Source organism: Modestobacter sp. SYSU DS0875, from assembly GCF_054050915.1.
Map to the genome: position 1 here is coordinate 24,759 of NZ_JBJHAH010000035.1, position 15,479 is coordinate 40,237.

Annotated in this window: 17 protein-coding genes and 1 pseudogene; 11 read left to right on the forward strand and 7 right to left on the reverse strand. The window is 74.9% G+C overall.

Translation table 11 applies throughout. The features are described from left to right. The first annotated feature begins 171 nt into the window (after nucleotides 1–171). The 3 genes from ACI79Y_RS17155 (at nucleotide 172) to ACI79Y_RS17165 (ending at nucleotide 3,396) form a co-directional block, all read left to right on the forward strand. Entirely contained in the window at nucleotides 172–1,593 is a 1,422-nt protein-coding gene (locus ACI79Y_RS17155) for a TrkH family potassium uptake protein (protein WP_457159656.1), read from the forward strand. Beyond that, nucleotides 1,586–2,281 (forward strand): potassium channel family protein, encoded by a 696-nt coding sequence (locus ACI79Y_RS17160; protein WP_457159657.1) that lies wholly within the window; start codon nucleotides 1,586–1,588, stop codon nucleotides 2,279–2,281. Before ACI79Y_RS17155 ends, ACI79Y_RS17160 begins: the two co-directional genes overlap by 8 nt. A gap of 89 nt (nucleotides 2,282–2,370) precedes the next feature. After that, complete coding sequence (locus tag ACI79Y_RS17165; RefSeq protein WP_457159658.1) at nucleotides 2,371–3,396, forward strand: GGDEF domain-containing protein; 1,026 nt, start codon at nucleotides 2,371–2,373, stop codon at nucleotides 3,394–3,396. A 90-nt stretch (nucleotides 3,397–3,486) separates the two neighbouring features. Here ACI79Y_RS17165 and ACI79Y_RS17170 read toward each other — a convergent pair whose 3' ends face one another. Next, complete coding sequence (locus tag ACI79Y_RS17170; protein ID WP_457159659.1) at nucleotides 3,487–4,614, reverse strand: NAD(P)/FAD-dependent oxidoreductase; 1,128 nt, start codon at nucleotides 4,612–4,614, stop codon at nucleotides 3,487–3,489. 10 nt (nucleotides 4,615–4,624) lie between these two features. After that, nucleotides 4,625–5,197, reverse strand: coding sequence for an LOG family protein (locus ACI79Y_RS17175; RefSeq protein WP_457159660.1), 573 nt, complete (start codon nucleotides 5,195–5,197; stop codon nucleotides 4,625–4,627). 229 nt (nucleotides 5,198–5,426) lie between these two features. Between ACI79Y_RS17175 and ACI79Y_RS17180 the strand changes: the two genes are divergently transcribed. From ACI79Y_RS17180 to ACI79Y_RS17190, 3 genes and pseudogenes are all read left to right on the forward strand, one after another. Then, a complete protein-coding gene (locus tag ACI79Y_RS17180; protein WP_457159661.1) occupies nucleotides 5,427–7,121 on the forward strand; it encodes a hypothetical protein in 1,695 nt (564 codons plus the stop codon). Further along, on the forward strand, nucleotides 7,121–7,720 hold the full coding sequence (locus ACI79Y_RS17185; RefSeq protein WP_457159662.1) for a hypothetical protein: 600 nt from the start codon (nucleotides 7,121–7,123) through the stop codon (nucleotides 7,718–7,720). The genes ACI79Y_RS17180 and ACI79Y_RS17185 overlap by 1 nt, the downstream gene beginning before the upstream one ends. A gap of 345 nt (nucleotides 7,721–8,065) precedes the next feature. Then, nucleotides 8,066–8,968, forward strand: a pseudogene (locus ACI79Y_RS17190) (PDR/VanB family oxidoreductase); the annotation flags it as partial. Nucleotides 8,969–9,072: 104 nt separating this feature from the next. Here the strand turns inward: ACI79Y_RS17190 and ACI79Y_RS17195 are convergent. Then, the gene (locus ACI79Y_RS17195; protein WP_457159663.1) at nucleotides 9,073–9,369 is read right to left on the reverse strand and encodes a hypothetical protein; all 297 of its coding nucleotides are present in this window, start codon (nucleotides 9,367–9,369) and stop codon (nucleotides 9,073–9,075) included. 105 nt (nucleotides 9,370–9,474) lie between these two features. Continuing rightward, entirely contained in the window at nucleotides 9,475–9,828 is a 354-nt protein-coding gene (locus tag ACI79Y_RS17200) for a VOC family protein (RefSeq protein ID WP_457159664.1), read from the reverse strand. Nucleotides 9,829–9,943: 115 nt separating this feature from the next. Between ACI79Y_RS17200 and ACI79Y_RS17205 the strand changes: the two genes are divergently transcribed. Beyond that, a complete protein-coding gene (locus ACI79Y_RS17205; RefSeq protein ID WP_457159665.1) occupies nucleotides 9,944–10,408 on the forward strand; it encodes an NUDIX domain-containing protein in 465 nt (154 codons plus the stop codon). A 13-nt stretch (nucleotides 10,409–10,421) separates the two neighbouring features. Here ACI79Y_RS17205 and ACI79Y_RS17210 read toward each other — a convergent pair whose 3' ends face one another. Then, nucleotides 10,422–11,237 carry an endonuclease/exonuclease/phosphatase family protein gene (locus ACI79Y_RS17210; protein ID WP_457159666.1) on the reverse strand — a complete coding sequence of 272 codons (816 nt, stop codon included), beginning with the start codon at nucleotides 11,235–11,237 and terminating at the stop codon, nucleotides 10,422–10,424. Between the two features lie 123 nt (nucleotides 11,238–11,360). Between ACI79Y_RS17210 and ACI79Y_RS17215 the strand changes: the two genes are divergently transcribed. The 3 genes from ACI79Y_RS17215 (at nucleotide 11,361) to ACI79Y_RS17225 (ending at nucleotide 13,400) form a co-directional block, all read left to right on the forward strand. Next, nucleotides 11,361–12,251 (forward strand): 1,4-dihydroxy-2-naphthoyl-CoA synthase, encoded by an 891-nt coding sequence (locus tag ACI79Y_RS17215; RefSeq protein ID WP_457159667.1) that lies wholly within the window; start codon nucleotides 11,361–11,363, stop codon nucleotides 12,249–12,251. A gap of 19 nt (nucleotides 12,252–12,270) precedes the next feature. Then, complete coding sequence (locus ACI79Y_RS17220) at nucleotides 12,271–12,600, forward strand: hypothetical protein (protein ID WP_457159668.1); 330 nt, start codon at nucleotides 12,271–12,273, stop codon at nucleotides 12,598–12,600. A gap of 176 nt (nucleotides 12,601–12,776) precedes the next feature. Further along, nucleotides 12,777–13,400, forward strand: a complete 624-nt coding sequence (locus tag ACI79Y_RS17225) for a TetR-like C-terminal domain-containing protein (protein WP_457159669.1) — start codon at nucleotides 12,777–12,779, stop codon at nucleotides 13,398–13,400. A gap of 6 nt (nucleotides 13,401–13,406) precedes the next feature. On the opposite strand, the gene ACI79Y_RS17230 is transcribed toward ACI79Y_RS17225, so the two are convergent. Next, complete coding sequence (locus ACI79Y_RS17230; protein ID WP_457159670.1) at nucleotides 13,407–14,096, reverse strand: TetR/AcrR family transcriptional regulator; 690 nt, start codon at nucleotides 14,094–14,096, stop codon at nucleotides 13,407–13,409. A 45-nt stretch (nucleotides 14,097–14,141) separates the two neighbouring features. Continuing rightward, the gene (locus ACI79Y_RS17235) at nucleotides 14,142–14,678 is read right to left on the reverse strand and encodes a DUF5946 family protein (protein ID WP_457159671.1); all 537 of its coding nucleotides are present in this window, start codon (nucleotides 14,676–14,678) and stop codon (nucleotides 14,142–14,144) included. A gap of 77 nt (nucleotides 14,679–14,755) precedes the next feature. Here ACI79Y_RS17235 and ACI79Y_RS17240 point away from each other — a divergent pair, with 77 nt between their 5' ends. Continuing rightward, a complete protein-coding gene (locus tag ACI79Y_RS17240; protein WP_457159672.1) occupies nucleotides 14,756–15,421 on the forward strand; it encodes an HAD family hydrolase in 666 nt (221 codons plus the stop codon). Nucleotides 15,422–15,479: the final 58 nt, after the last annotated feature.

Genomic DNA, 15,479 nt, shown 5'->3' on the forward strand with positions numbered 1-15,479 from the left:
CCGCCCCGGCTGAGGTGACGCGCCGGCCCGGTGCGCCACCGAGCGAGCACGACGACGGGCCCCCGACTCCGGTCGGGGGCCCGTCCTCGTCGTCGGCTGTGTCGTCGGCCGTGTCGCCGCCGCCGGAGGGGCGCTCGGCCCGGCGGGGCGCGTGGTCCTAGGGTCACCGTCGTGCCCGCGTCGACGAGCCGCCCGACGCGGTCGACCGGCCGCGCCGCCCGCCGCCGGCGGGCCGACGGCGACCTGCCCTCCCGCTGGCGCCGATGGCCGCACCTGCGGCACCCCGCGCAGGTGGTCGTCGCCGCGTTCGCGCTGGCGGTGTCGGTCGGCACCCTGCTGCTCTGGCTGCCGATCGCCAGCGTGCCCGAGGGCAGCCCGTCGCTGCTCGAGGCCCTGTTCACCGCGACGTCGGCGGTCTGCGTGACCGGGCTGACGGTCGTCGACACCCCCGTCTACTGGACGGGGTTCGGCGAGGCGGTGATCCTCGGGCTGATCCAGGTGGGCGGCTTCGGGATCATGACCCTCGCCTCCGTGCTCGGCCTGGTGCTCGCCCGCCGGCTGGGGCTCCGGGCACGGCTGAACGCCGCGGCCGAGACCAAGAGCATCGACGTCGGCGACATCCGCCGGGTGGTCGTCGGGGTCGCCACGATCAGCCTGCGGTTCGAGGCGGTGGTCGCCGTCGTGCTGGCGGCGCGGTTCGCCCTCGGCTACGACCAGAGCCTCTCCGAGGCGTTGTGGAACGGCGTCTTCCACGCCGTCTCCGCGTTCAACAACGCCGGCTTCGCGCTCTTCACCGACAACCTCATCCCGTTCGCCACCGACCCGTGGATCTGCCTGCCGATCAACGCCGCCGTCATCGCCGGCGGGCTCGGCTTCCCGGTGCTCATGCAGCTGCGCCGGGACCTGCGGGTGCCGCGCAAGTGGGTGATGAACACCCGGCTGGTGCTGCTGGGCACCGGGGTGCTTCTCGTCGTCGGCACCGTGTTCCTCACCGCGCTGGAGTGGCGCAACCCGGCGACGCTCGGCCCGCTGTCGGTGCCCGGCAAGCTGCTGGCCGGGTTCACCACCGCGGTCATGCCCCGCACCGCGGGGTTCAACGTCGTCGACGTCGGCGCCATGGAGCCGGCCAGCTGGCTGGCCACCGACGTGCTGATGTTCATCGGCGGCGGGCCCGCCGGCACCGCCGGCGGGATCAAGGTGACCACGTTCTTCGTGCTCGTCTTCATCGTGCTCACCGAGATCCGCGGCGAGGGCGCGGTGAACGTGCTGGGCAAGCGGCTGCCGCGCTCGGTCCAGCGGCAGGCGATCACCGTGGTGCTGCTGTCGGTCATGGCCGTGGGGCTGCCGGTGCTGGCGCTGCTGGTCGCCACCCCCTTCACCCTCGACCGGGTGCTGTTCGAGGTCGTCTCGGCGTTCTCCACCGTCGGACTGACCACCGGCATCACCGCCGACCTGCCCGCGTTCGGGCAACTGCTGCTGGTGGCGCTGATGTTCATCGGCCGGCTCGGCCCGATCACCCTGGCCTCGGCGCTCGCCCTGCGGCAGCGCACCCAGGCCTACGAACTACCGAAGGAGCGACCCGTCATTGGCTGACTGGCTGCACCCCCGCCGCTCCAGCGGCCGGCGGGCCCCGTCGAACGCCGTCGTCGTCATCGGCCTGGGCCGGTTCGGCTCGGCGCTCGCGCTGGAGCTGATGGCCGCCGGCACCGAGGTGCTGGGCATCGACGCCGACCCCGACATCGTGCAGGAGCTCAACGGCCGGCTCACCCAGGTGGTGCGCGCCGACTCCACCAAGGAGGAGGCGCTGCGGCAGCTGTCGGTGCCCGACTTCGACCTGGCGGTGGTGGGCATCGGCACCGACGTCGAGGCGAGCATCCTCACCACCTCGCTGCTGCTCAGCTTCGGCATCGAGGACCTGTGGGCCAAGGCGCTCAGCGAGCCGCACGGCCGGATCCTCCGCCAGCTCGGCGTGCAGCACGTGATCTACCCCGAGCACGACATGGGCCGGCGGGTGGCGCACCTGGTGCGCGGGATGGTGCTGGACTACATCCAGTTCGAGGACGACTTCGCCATGGTCAAGACCCGGCCGCCGGCGGACACCATCGGCAGGCGGCTGGGGGACACCGGCGTGCGGACCCGGCACCAGGTGACGGTCGTGGCGGTCAAGCGCCCCGGCGAGGGGTTCACCTACGCCACCGCGGACACCGTGCTGGAACCCGACGACGTGATCATCGTGGCCGGCCGGACGAAGCTCGCCGAGAAGTTCAGCCAGCTGGCCTGAGGCCTCACCCCTTCGGGGCGGCCCGGGACCGGCCCAGGGCAGTGGATCTTCCCCCATGTCGTTGACCAGGTGTGCGACTGCCGACGGGGATGAGAGCCCGCGACCCGCGGGCGGCTGCGCGCACGGCGCTGCCCATCATCGCCGTCGTCGCCGTCGTCATGGCCGCCTTCACCACCTTCGGCCCCAACTCGGTCAGCGTCACCACCCGCGCCGCCTCCTGGGGCACGGTCGCCCTGCTGGTCGCCGTCGGCGCGGTGGTGGTGCTGATCCCCGCCGAGCGGCTGGACCGGCACGGCGTCTTCGCCTGGCTCGGCCTGCTCGGCGTCGTGCTGGTCTGCGCGATGAACGTGGTCACCAACGACCCCTCGGCCGCGGCGCAGGCCTTCCTGTCCTTCCCGGTGCTCTGGGGCGCCGCGCACCTGCGCCGGGCCGCCGTCGCGCTGATCACCACCGCCGCGGTGCTGCTGGACGCCGCCGTCCTGCTGGTGCTGCTGCCGCTGGAGCCGGCGCTGACCGACCTGGTGTTCTTCGGCAGCGTGCTGGTGGTGATCTCGCTGATGCTGGTGCGCGCCGGCGACGTCCAGGAGCGCCTGGTCGCCGCGCTGCACCGGCAGGCGAGCATCGACTCGCTGACCGGCCTGGTGAACCGCCGGGTGCTCGACGAGGCGCTGGCCGGCGCCCTGACCGCCCCGCTGCACCCGCAGGGCACCGCGCTGGTGCTGGTCGACGTCGACTCGTTCAAGGCGATCAACGACCAGCACGGCCACCCGGTCGGCGACGACGCCCTCGTGCACGTGGCCCGGGTGCTGCGCAGCGTGGTCCGCGCCGGGGACGCCGTGCTCAGCCGGATGGGCGGGGACGAGCTGGCGGTGCTGCTGCCCGACTGCCCGCCCGACGTCGCCACCCGCCGGGCCACCGAGGTGCTCGACGCCGTCCGCGCCTCCCCGGTGCGGCTGCCCGACGGCTCGCTGCTGGCGCTGTCGGTGAGCCTGGGGGTCGCGCACGCGCCGGTGCACGCCACCGGGCTGGAGGAGCTCTACGCGGCCGCCGACGCCGCGCTGTACGCCGCCAAGCGGGGTGGCCGGGGCCGGGTCGCCCTCGCCGGGGCCCGCTGATGTCCCGTCTTCGATCAGGTTCCCTGATCACTGCCTGTCCTCCCGCACCAACGTTGGTGCGGGGGGACGGGGTCCGATCAGGTCACCTGATCACTGCCGCAGCCGGCGGGCGGTGGCGGCGAGGGTCCGGGCGGTGAGCCGGCCGTCGGCCAGCCCGAGCGCGACGACGTCGTCGAACACCTGACCGTCCGTGGCGGCGGCGCGGACGACGCCGTCCATCAGCCGGGGCCAGCGCGACAGCTGCGACGCCGCCCGGACCGAGCGCAGGTGCCCGCCCAGCCGCCGGGCCAGCATCGCCCGGTGCACCGCCCCGGCCCGGGCGCCGTGCGACGCGGCGAGCCCGGCGAGCGCACCGGAGAGCACCGCGTAGAAGATCCCCTCGCCGGTCAGCGGGTTGACCAGCGAGCGCGCGTCGCCGGCCAGCAGCACCCGGCCGTCGGGCGTGCGCGGGTGCCCGGTCGACAGCGGCAGCCGGTGGGCGCGCAGCTGCTCGGGCGCGACCCCCGGCAACAGCCGGTGCAGCCCGGCGACCAGCCCGGCCCGGGTGACCCCGCCCGAGACGAGCTCGCCGTACCCGACGTTGGCCCGGCCGTCGCCGATCGGGAACGACCAGGCGTAGGCCGGCCAGCGCTGGTCGGTGGTGGTCACCACCTGCACGCCGGCCTGGCCGGGCGGCTCGGGCGCGTACCCGCGGAGCGCCACCGCCAGCCGGTCGCCCCGGTTCGGCGGCACGCCCAGCGCCCGCCGGACGACGGACTCCGCCCCGTCGGCGCCGACCACCACGGAGGCCCGGAAGCGGCCGTCGACGTCCACCGAGTCGCCTCGGTCGGTCACCGAGCGCACGGTGTGCCGGACGAACCGCACCCCGCCGTCCCGGACCTGGGCCAGCAGCCGGCCGTCGAGCACCGCGCGTGGCACCACCACGGACGGACGGCGGGTCGCCCGCTCCACGACGTCGCCCCCGGGCCCGGTCAGCCGCAGCCGGGGCACCCCGGGGAAGCCGTCGGTCAACGCGGCGACGTCCAGCCCCAGGGTGGCGAGGACGTCCAGCGCCTCCGGGGCCACGCCGTCGCCGCACACCTTGTCACGGGGGAAGTCCGCCCGGTCGACCACGAGCACGTCGGCGTCCGGCGCCGCCCGGCGGACCGCCGCGGCGCACGCGGCGCCGGCGGGCCCGCCCCCGACGACGAGGACGTCGACGTGCTCCACGGGCGGCATGCCGGCCTCGTCAGGCGCTCGGGGTGGGGGTCCACTTGCGGGCCGGGTGCTCGTAGCCCTCGACGAAGGCCAGCAGCCCGGCCGCGTCGTGCACCACCCCGAGCGCCGCGAGCCGGTGGGCCGCCAGGTAGCCGTCGTCGACCATCCGCTGCAGCTGGGCCAGCTGGGGCTGCCAGAACCCGTCGACGTCGAGCAACGCCGTCGGCTTGGCGTGCAGCCCGAGCATCCCCCAGGTCCAGGCCTCGAAGAGCTCCTCGAGGGTGCCGGCCGCGCCGGGCAGCGCCACGAAGGCGTCGGCGAGGTCGGCCATGGTGGCCTTGCGCTCGTGCATGGTCGACACGACCTCCAGCCGGGGCAGGCCGGGGTGGGCCAGCTCGTCGTCGACCAGGTGCTTCGGGATCACCCCGACCACCTCGCCGCCGGCGGCCAGCGCGGCGTCGGCGACGACGCCCATCAGCCCGACGTGCCCCCCGCCGTAGACGATGCCCACCCCCGCCCCCGCGAGGTCGGTGGCGAAGGCGGCGGCGGCCCGCTGGTGGCTCTGCGGGCCCGCCTGGGAGCCGGTGAAGACGGCGATGCGCACGCCGACCACGGTAGGGGGGCGCGCACGCTGGTGCTCTGCTCACCCCTGGTGAGCAGAGCACCAGTGCGCGAGCCGGCGATCGGCCGGACGCTGTCGGGTCGACCACAGCAGGCGTGGCCGTGCGTCCTGAGGTGTTCACCCGTTGTGGCACTCCGTGTCACCCGTTCGTGGCGAGCGCCCCGCAGAGTCCCCGCCGACGGATGCGGCACCGACCATGCGGGAGCACTTGATGAGCCACGGTCACGACCACGGACACGGTCACCACCACCACCACGACCACGACCACCACCACGGCGAGGTGACCGGGGCCGAGGGCACCTGGGCCGACCCGGAGGCCGACGACCCGTTGTCGGTCTCGCGCCGCGCCTTCCTGGCCACCGCGGCCGCCGTCGCGGGTGCCGCTGCCGCCGTCGGTGGCGGGGTCGCCGGCGTCGGCCAGGGCGTCGCACGCGCCGCCGACGGCGGGACGACGACGAACCCGTGGAAGAGCGGGATGCGTTACCTCGCCGGCGACCACCACATCCACACCCAGTACTCGCCCGACGCGCAGTACGACGTGCTGACCCAGGTCATCAAGGGCCGGCAGTACGGGCTGGACTGGATGGTCATCACCGACCACGGTGGCGTCGCGCACCAGAAGCTCTCGATCGACAAGATCACCCCGGAGATCGAGCGGGTCCGCCGCCAGTACGCGGGCACGATGATCTACCAGGGCCTGGAGTGGAACATCCCGAACGCCGAGCACGCGACCGTGATGCTCCCGCCCGGCAACGCGACCGTCGACGTCCTCAAGGCCTTCGAGGCCGGCTACGACGGCAGCGTCCTCTCGGCGAACGGCGTCCGCGGCGACATGGAGCCCTACGCCATCGAGGCGCTCAAGTACCTGGAGAACCAGGTGCGCAACCGGCGCGTGGAGATGGCGCTGATGTTCGCCAACCACCCCAGCCGCAAGGGCATCGACAGCCCGCACGAGGTGCGCAACTGGCGGGACGCGGCACCGCAGGTCGCCGTCGGCATGGAGGGCGCGCCGGGGCACCAGGCAGCCGGCATCCCGGAGTCGCAGGGCGGCCCCGGCAGCGGCCGCGGCTACTACGACGGCTCTCCCGGGTCGGCGAGCTTCCCCGGCTACCCGCTGGAGTCCTACCGCACCTGGGGCGGCTTCGACTGGATGACCGCGACGGTCGGCGGCATGTGGGACTCGCTGCTGGCCGAGGGCAAGCCCTGGTGGGTCACCGCCACCTCCGACTCGCACCGGGTCTTCCGCGACACCCGCATCCAGGGCCCGCTGGACTTCAACGCCCACGGCACCAAGGGCGACCCGGTCGACATCGGCCGGCCCATCACCCAGTACGGGGACTTCTGGCCCGGCCAGTACAGCAGCACCCTGGTGGCGGCGGACTCCCGCTCGTACCTGGGCATCATGCAGGCGCTGCAGGCCGGCAAGATCGTCGCCGTGCACGGCCGGATCATCGAGGGTCTGGACGTGCGGGTCCGCTCCGCCCAGCACGGTGACGCGCAGGGCGCCACCCTCGGTGGCCGCACCTGGGTGCGTCGCGGTGGCGACGTCACGGTCACCATCACCGTCAAGGTGGCCGGTGGCGCGAACCCCAACGGCGACGTGCCGAAGCTGGCGAAGGTCGACCTGATCAGCGGACCGATCACCGGCCCGGTCGGCGACCGGGACGTCTTCACCGCGCCGGAGACCAGCGTGGTGAAGACCTTCGAGGTGGGGCGCGGCCGGGCGCAGTGGACCTTCGAGCACACGTTCAAGAACGTGGACCGCTCGTTCTACGTCCGCCTGCGCGGCAGCGACGGCAAGCAGATGGACTCCGCCGGCAACCCGCTCATCGACGTCGTCGGTGACGCGAACCCGTGGGAGGACCTCTGGTTCTACGCCAACCCGGTCTTCGTCGACGCCGTCTGATGACCGGCCTCTGGTGGGGCGGCGCGTCCGCGGAGCGCGACCCCGCGGACGCCCACCTGCTGGCGGCCGTCGACCGGGCCCTGACCGGGTCCGGGGCCGCGGCGGAGCTGGTCTGCACCCACGTGGACCGCTCCGCCGCGACCCCGCGGACCGGGGTGTCGATCCGGCTCTCCGACACGCCGGCCGACCCGGGGGCGACGCAGGCCGCGCTCGCCCGTGAGCTGGGCGGGCCGGTCCTGGTCGAGTCGGCCCCGTCCCCGTCGCCGGAAGGCGACGACGAGGCGGCTCCCGCCCGGACCGCGCTCGCCGAGGCGCCGTCCGCGGTGGCCGGGCGGGCGATCCGCTTCCCGGGCGCCGATGGCGTCCGCGGGCGGGTGCAGGTGGCCGAGCTGGTGGCCGGGACCGCCGTCGATGCGGTCATGGCGGTGGGCGCGACGGTCGGCCCGGACGACGTCGTCGACGCCGGCCCGAACGGTTTCCTGCGGCCGCAGCTGACCGGCGGCCGGATGACGTTGCTGGTCGAGCGGGCCGCCGGTGGGGTGTTCACGCCGTTCGAGAGGGAGAACCCGCACATCTGCTGCGAGGGCGGCGACCACTGACCCCCTTCCCGCAGTAATGGCCATTTTCGCCTCCCTCCGGGGGGCGAAAATGGCCATTACTGCGCTGGGGGGTCAGACGACGGGGGTGGCGACGCCGATCTCCATCGACACGATGCAGGCGGGAAGGTCTCGAGCACCCGCCCGCTCCTGTCGAGCTCGGCTCACCCGGCTTCCGCATCGTGGAAGCCGCGCCCCGGACGGCGGTGACGGCGGTCACGCTCGACGGGTTCGACGACGCCCCAGGAGACACCCGTCCGCCGCGACGGACCGCGACGAGGAGCCTGCGTGCACACCACCCACGACGAGGTCGACGTGCGCCTGCACGTCACCCGGCGCACCGTCGGCGCGGAGGGCGTCGTCGTCCTGGAGCTGCAGGACCTCTCCGGTGCCGACCTGCCGGCCTGGGCGCCCGGCGCGCACATCGACCTGCTGCTGCCCGGCGGAGTGGTGCGGCAGTACTCGCTGTGCAGCGACCCGGACGACCGGTCCCGGTGGCAGATCGGCGTGCTGCGCGAGCCCGCCGGCCGGGGCGGCTCGGCCTACGTGCACGACCAGCTGGTCGAGGGCAGCGAGGTCGACGTCCGCGGACCGCGTAACAACTTCCCGCTGGAGCCCGCGCCCCGGTACGTCTTCATCGCCGGCGGCATCGGCATCACCCCGATCATGCCGATGGCGGTCGCCGCGGAGCAGGCCGGCGCCGAGTGGGAGTTCCACTACGGCGGGCGCAGCCGCACGTCGATGGCCTTCCTGGACACGCTGCAGGCCGCCTGCGGCCCCCGGTTGACGCTGCACCCGCAGGACGAGGTGGGGCTGATCGACCTCCCGCGGATCCTGGACGACCCGCAGCCGGGCACGTTGGTCTACTGCTGCGGGCCGGAACCGCTGCTGGCGGCCGTCGAGGCGCAGTGCGCCGGCTGGCCGCCCGGCACGTTGCACGTGGAACGCTTCGCGCCCAAGGAGCAGGGTGCGCCGGTGCGCAGCGACTCCTTCGAGGTCGAGCTGGCAGCCTCCGGGCTCACGCTGACCGTGCCTCCGGACCGGTCGATCCTGGAGGTGGTCGAGGAGGCCGGCGTCCCCGTGCTCTCCTCCTGCCAGGAGGGGACGTGCGGCACCTGCGAGACGCCGGTGCTGGAGGGTGAGGTCGACCACCGGGACTCCCTGCTCACGCCCGAGGAGCAGGCGGCGGGCGAGACGATGTTCATCTGCGTCTCCCGCGCGGCGTGCCCCCGGCTGGTCCTCGACCTCTGACCCGACCGCTGACCCGACCGCTGCACCGGGCGCGGTCCTCCCGGTCGGCCGGAGGCTGCCGCCCTCGTCGCCGACGTGGGCGCGTCGGCGCGTTCGTCGGGGGGTCAGACGACGGGGGTGGCGAAGCCGATCTCCATCGTGGCGATGCACGCGGGGAAGGCCTCGAACACCCGGGCCCGCTCGGGGGAGGCGTTGTACTCGGCCTCGACCCGGCGGAACTCGGCCTCGTCGCCGTCGTGGGCCACCGCCCAGGTGAAGGTCTCGTGCTCGGCGTCGGCGAGGGCGAACAGCAGCCGGAAGCCGTACTGCTCCCGCACCGGGGTCAGGGTCGGGAACCAGGCCAGGAAGTCGGCCATCCGGCCGGGCTCGAGCTGGTAGCGGCGCAGCTGCACGGTCTCCATGCTGCCCATCCTGCGCCGGACCCGGCCCGGGCCCGGCGCAGGGGCGGGGTCAGGACGCCGCTGTCAGGACGCCGCTGTCAGGACGCCGCTGTCAGAACGCCGCTGTCAGGACGAGGGCGGGCCGTAGAACTGCAGGTCGTTGCCCTCGGAGTCCTTGAACGCCGCGATCCGGCCCCAGGGGTGGTCGCTGATCCCGCCGGTGAACTGCACGCCCTTGTCGCGGAGTGCGGCCACCTCGCCGTCCAGGTCGCCGTCGGGCTGGAAGGTGATCACCGCGCCGCCGTCCACCGGCTGGGCGTTCTCCCGCGCGTTGAGGCCGATCATCAGGCCACCGGCGTCGAACTCGCTCCAGTCCTCGGTCGTCTTGGTCTCGCTCAGCCCGAGGGTGTCCCGGTAGAACGCCCGGGCCCGGTCCATGTCGCTCACCGGCACCCAGACGCTCGCCACTCCGCTGGCCATGACTCTCCTCTGCTCGATCAGGTGGTGCCCCGCGAGTGCCCCGCGCCGACGCCGGGCAACCCCGGCGCCGGCGCGGCACACTGGCGGGCCGGACCAGGACGACGAGAGGACGGCGGTGCGCTCCCCGACCGACGGCTGGACGACCTGCGCGCTCGGGCACCGGCACTGGGGGCTGGCCGGGGCCGCCGGCCTGCTGGTGCACCGCCCGGGCCCGGACGGTCTCGAGGTGCTGCTGCAGCTGCGGGTCGGCTGGTCGCACCACGGCGGCACCTGGGGCACGCCCGGCGGCGCGCTGCACCCGGCCGAGTCCGCCGCCGACGGTGCGCTGCGGGAGGCGGGGGAGGAGCTGGGCCTGCGCCGGGCGGACCTGGTGCTCGGCGCGGAGTCGGTCGACGACCACGGTGGCTGGCGCTACACCACGGTGCTCGCCTCGCCGGCCGGCCCGCTCGACGCCGAGGACCTCGTGCTCAGCGACGAGAGCGCCGGCGTCGGCTGGTTCCGGGTCGCGGCGCTGCCCGGCGTGCTGCTGCACCCGGGTCTGGCCGCCTCGCTGCCGGTGCTCGTGCCGCTGCTGGGCTGAGTCGCCCGGCCGGTCAGCGCCGGGCGATCGTCGCGGTGACCAGCCGGTGGTCGCCGAAGGCCAGCTGGCGTACCTGCGGGTCACCGGCCCGCGCGCCGGCGTCCCCGAGCAGGTGGTCGAACTGCACGCGGGGCGCCGGCGCCGGGTAGGTCGGCTCGGCCACCAGCCGCCGTCCGCCCCAGACGCGGGCCGGCAGCGGCCCGATCAGGTTCAGGTCACCCGCCAGCACCACCGGTCCGGGCAGGGTGGCCGCCCAGCGGCGCAGCCGCAGCAGCTGGCGCACCGCGGTGTGCGGGGCGAAGGAGAGGTGGGTGCCGATCACCGTGCACCCGTCGAGCTCGGCGGCGATCGCCAGCCGCGGCTCGTCCGGGAACCACCACAGCCGGTTCCGACCGGTCCGGGGGTCCGGGGCCTGCAGTGGCAGCCGCGCGCGGCCGGCGCCCAGCGCGTGCACCGACCAGCGTCGCACCGGCAGCCGGCTGAACAGCGCGATCCCGTAGCGCGGGCCGTCGTGCGGGCCGTCGTGCGGGCCGTCGGCGGGGTCCTCCGGTCCGCGCAGGCCGACCGCGGCGGGGGACCAGCTGCGGAACGGGTCCGGCGTGCCGGCGACCGCGGCGGCGAACCGCCAGTCGGTGGCCCCCAGGGCGGTGGCGACCTCGGCGGGCTGGTCGGTGTGCTGCGAGCGGGGCTGGCCCACGTCGACCTCCTGCACGGCGAGCACGTCGACGTCGACCGGGCCCAGTGCCTCGCGCAGTGCCGCCGGGGCCAGCGAGCGGCCTCGGGCGTCGCGGCCGGAGGCGAGGTTGAGCGTCCCGACCCGTGGCTCCACGTGGCCATCAGACCAGTCCGGCGACGCTCGTGCTCTGCTCACCACCGGTGAGCAGAGCACGAGCATCGCCGGAGCAGTTGGTCGGCCGAGGCGGAGGCCGGTCGCGGCGGCTAGGTTCGGCCCGTGAGTGCACGCGACGACGTCTCGGAGATCTTCGACCCCACGGCGTGGCAGGAGGTCCCCGGCTTCGAGGGCCTGACCGACCTCACCTACCACCGGGCGGTGGACGCCGGGGTCGTGCGGGTGGCCTTCGACCGTCCCGAGGTGCGCAACGCCTTCCGGCCGGAGACCGTCGACCAGCTGCTCGCCGTCCTGGAGCACGCGCGGCTGGCCCGGGACGTCGGCTGCGTGCTGCTCACCGGCAACGGGCCCAGCCCGAAGGACGGCGGCTGGGCCTTCTGCTCCGGTGGCGACCAGCGGGTGCGCGGCCGCCACGGCTACGAGGGGCAGGCCGGCACGCCGGGCCGGCTGCACGTGCTGGAGGTGCAGCGGCTGATCCGGTTCATGCCCAAGGTGGTCATCTGCGTGGTGCCGGGCTGGGCCGCCGGCGGCGGGCACAGCCTGCACGTCGTCGCCGACCTCACCCTGGCCAGCGCCGAGCACGCGCGGTTCAAGCAGACCGATGCCGACGTCGGCAGCTTCGACGGCGGGTTCGGCTCGGCCTACCTGGCCCGCCAGGTGGGGCAGAAGTTCGCCCGCGAGATCTTCTTCCTCGGCGAGGAGTACTCCGCCGCCGACGCGCACGCGATGGGCATGGTCAACCGGGTGGTGCCGCACGCGGAGCTGGAGGCGACCGCGCTGGACTGGGGGCGCCGGATCGTGGCCAAGAGCCCGACCGCCCAGCGGATGCTCAAGTACTCGTTCAACCTGATCGACGACGGCCTGGTCGGGCAGCAGCTCTTCGCCGGGGAGACCACCCGGCTGGCGTACATGGCCGAGGAGGCCGTCGAGGGTCGCGACGCGTTCCTGGAGAAGCGCGACCCGGACTTCAGCCAGTTCCCCTGGCACGTGTAGGACGACGGAAGGAGAAACGATGATCGTCGAGGTGATCACCGGTGCGGACGAGGTGCCGGAGGTGCGGGTGGCCGACGTCGAGGACCTGGGGCGGCTGCACCTGGCCCTCGGCGCGCTGACCGACGCCGATGCCGACCAGGCGCTGCGGGCGGCGGGCCTGGGCCGGCTGGACGACGGCACCGGGCTGCTGGACGTCGCCGCGCTGCGTGCCGCCGCTGAGCGGGAGGCGAGCTCCCCCGACTGGGGGGACCGGTTCGACGAGATGGTCGCGGCCGCGGGGGACGCCGGATGGACCGCCGACGACGGCGCCAGCCTGCGCGCGCACGTCGAGCCGGCCGCGTCCGCCTGACCGAACGGGCAGGTCAGCGCACCACTGACGGGGGTGCGGCTGCCCTGGCCAGCGCTTGCGCGCAGCCACCGTTAGGTCACGTGCGGCTCCGGGCGGTCTCGATTCGGAACCTGTGATTTCAATCTGAGTGGGCGCGGTAGTTGTGGTCACTCCAGTTTCTTGGGCACGATTGCACGGTGACGACCACAGACGCGCCTCCCCGACCTGCCGGCGCCCGCCCGCCGGGCCGTCCGCTGTCCACGGAGCTCTCCGAGCAACTGGTCGCGGTTGCGGTCGACATCCTGGCCGACGAGGGGTGGGGCCGGCTCAACAGCGACCGGGTCGCCGCCCGCGCGCGCGCCGGGAAGGCCGGCATCTACCGCCGCTGGCCCACCATGGCCGCGCTCGCCCGGCACGCGCTGAGCACCGGCACGCTGGTGCAGCTGCCGGACGACGGCGGCTCGCTGCGCGCCGACCTGTGCGCGCTGCTGGCCCCGTGGACCCGCCCGCTGGAGCGGATGGAGCGCGCCGCGGCGAGCCTCGTCGGCCCCGCCCGGCACGACGCCGACCTGCGCGCCGGCCTCGAGGAGTCGCTGGTGCGGCCGCTGGCCGCCGTCGTCCGGGAGGTGGCCGCCCGGGAGGCCGCCCGCGGGAGCGAGCTCCCGCACGAGCGGGTGGCGCTGCTCGGGTCGGTGCTGCAGGCGCTGTGGTGGCAGCGCTACAGCGCCTTCGGCACCGAGCCGATGCGGATGCCCGAGGTCGAGGCGCTGGTCGGCGACGTGCTCATGCCGATCGTCGAGCCGGGCGGCGCGACGGCCTGAGGCCGGTCAGGCCCCGGCCGCGCCGTTGCCGGCCGGGCGCCCGGTCAGGCGCCCGGTCAGCGTGCGCAGACACTCCTCCAGGGCGCCGAGCGTGGCCTCGGTGTGCCCGCGCACCTCCGCCTGCTGTGCCTCGTCGGCCGGCTCGGCCAGCACCAGCCGGCGGTGCTCGAGCACCAGCACCCGACCGGCGACCATGAACAGCGCCCCGGTCAGCTCGCTGAGGAACTGCGTGGTCACCGGGTCCGCCGGCGTCCCGTCGGCCGGGAGCAGCTCCACGGCCACCCGCTGCCAGGCCTGCTCGACGAGGGAGCGCTCGCGCGCCTGCAGGCTCGGGCTGTGCGCCAGCGCCTCCAGGTAGCTGCGGTTCTCCGGCCGCGCCTCCAGCTCCAGCAGGGCGGTGAGGTCGGCCTGCAGGTACTCGCGCAGCGCCGCCGTCGGGTCCTGCCCGGCCGGCCGCTCCGCGACCGAGGCGGCGACCCGCTCCACCCACGGCGTCCGGCCGTCGAAGAAGAGGTCCTCCTTCGTCGGGAAGTGGTTGAACACCGTCTGGACGGCGACGTCGGCGGCCGCGGCGACGTCGGCGATCGTCACGCCGTCGAAGCCGCGTTCGGCGAACAGCCGCTGCGCGACGCTGCGTATCTCGGCTCGGGTCTGCGCCTTGCGCAGCTCCCGCCGGCCCCCCGTGGCCTCGGTCACGGCACCCAATCTAGGTGCCCGCCACCGATACCGGCGGGAGCGGTCTCACCCCGGGGGTGGCGTGCCCCCGGCGGCCGCGCGCAGCCGGTCGTGCGCCGGCGACCAGTCCGCCCACACCGTCGTCGCCCAGGACCGCACCAGCGCGGGCAGGTCGACGACGTCCAGGTCGGCGGCGAGGTCGGCGATCGTCGTCGTCCAGCGGGCCGGTGGGGTCAGCCCGGCCGGTGCGCCGGTGCGGCCCTCGTCGGCGGCTGGGACCCGGCCGTGCTCCAGCGCCAGGCACAACCGCACCGGTGCGGCCGCGGGCTCACCGGCGACCAGGTGCTGGGCGTCGTAGGCGTCGGTGGCCAGGCGCAGCAGGCCGGCGGCCCGCGGGTCCTGCGCGGCCTCGTCCCGCAGCCCGCGGACGGTGACCGCGAACAGCGCCGCGCAGCCGGCCGAGGCACCCGGGTGCCCGGCGGCCAGCCCGGGGACGACGGCGAGCACCGCCCCACACCCGGGGCAGGCCGCCGTCTCGGTCGGCCCGGCGGCCGCGACGCCCGCCGGTTCGCGGATGGCGGCGCGGGGGTCGACGGCGCTCATGCCGACCGATCGTGCCGCACCGTGACGCCGTCCGCGGCGCGTGGGTGAGACGGCGCGCGAATGGGCAGGCCCCGGAGATGGCTGAACCCACCATCGCTGTCCTGGACGTCGACGGCACCCTCGTCGACTCGAACTACCAGCACGCCCTCGCCTGGTACCGGGCCCTGCGCTCGCTGGGTGAGACGTACCCGGTGTGGCGGCTGCACCGGCTCATCGGCATGGGCGGTGACAAGCTCGTCGCCGCCATCGGTGGGGACGACGTCGAGGCGCGGATCGGTGACCGGGCGCGGGACCGCTGGGTCGAGGAGGTCGACCCGATGATCGGGGAGATGCAGCCGCTGCCCGGGGCCCGCGAGCTGCTGCTGGCGATCCGGGAGCGCGGGCACCGGCTGGTGCTGGCCAGCTCCGGGAAGCCGAAGCACGTCGACGCCTTCCTCGACCTGCTGGACGCCCGGGACGTCGCCCAGGACTGGACCACCAGCGGCGACGTCGAGGCCTCCAAGCCCGCGCCGGACCTGCTGCAGGTGGCGCTGCAGAAGATCGGCGCCGACCCCGGCGCGTCGGCGGTGATGATCGGCGACTCGGTGTGGGACGTCGAGGCGGCGAAGAAGGCCGGGATGCCGGCGATCGTCGTCCGCTCCGGGGGCTTCGGGGACGACGAGCTGCGGGACGCCGGCGCGGTCGGGATCTACGACACCCCCGGCGACCTCGCCGCGGCCCTCGACGACACCCCGCTCGCCTGACCCGGCCTCACCGTTGTGCGCTGAGCGTCGGTCCGTCCCCCTGCAACCGACGCTCAGC

What these genes read in the sequence shown, in the direction of transcription:
- ACI79Y_RS17240 (WP_457159672.1), top strand. Translation starts at nt 14,756, where the DNA reads ATGGCTGAACCCACCATCGCTGTCCTGGACGTCGACGGCACCCTCGTC.
- ACI79Y_RS17170 (WP_457159659.1), bottom strand. Translation starts at nt 4,614, where the DNA reads ATGCCGCCCGTGGAGCACGTCGACGTCCTCGTCGTCGGGGGCGGGCCC.
- ACI79Y_RS17195 (WP_457159663.1), bottom strand. Translation starts at nt 9,369, where the DNA reads ATGGAGACCGTGCAGCTGCGCCGCTACCAGCTCGAGCCCGGCCGGATG.
- ACI79Y_RS17165 (WP_457159658.1), top strand. Translation starts at nt 2,371, where the DNA reads ATGAGAGCCCGCGACCCGCGGGCGGCTGCGCGCACGGCGCTGCCCATC.
- ACI79Y_RS17180 (WP_457159661.1), top strand. Translation starts at nt 5,427, where the DNA reads ATGAGCCACGGTCACGACCACGGACACGGTCACCACCACCACCACGAC.
- ACI79Y_RS17200 (WP_457159664.1), bottom strand. Translation starts at nt 9,828, where the DNA reads ATGGCCAGCGGAGTGGCGAGCGTCTGGGTGCCGGTGAGCGACATGGAC.
- ACI79Y_RS17220 (WP_457159668.1), top strand. Translation starts at nt 12,271, where the DNA reads ATGATCGTCGAGGTGATCACCGGTGCGGACGAGGTGCCGGAGGTGCGG.
- ACI79Y_RS17235 (WP_457159671.1), bottom strand. Translation starts at nt 14,678, where the DNA reads ATGAGCGCCGTCGACCCCCGCGCCGCCATCCGCGAACCGGCGGGCGTC.
- ACI79Y_RS17185 (WP_457159662.1), top strand. Translation starts at nt 7,121, where the DNA reads ATGACCGGCCTCTGGTGGGGCGGCGCGTCCGCGGAGCGCGACCCCGCG.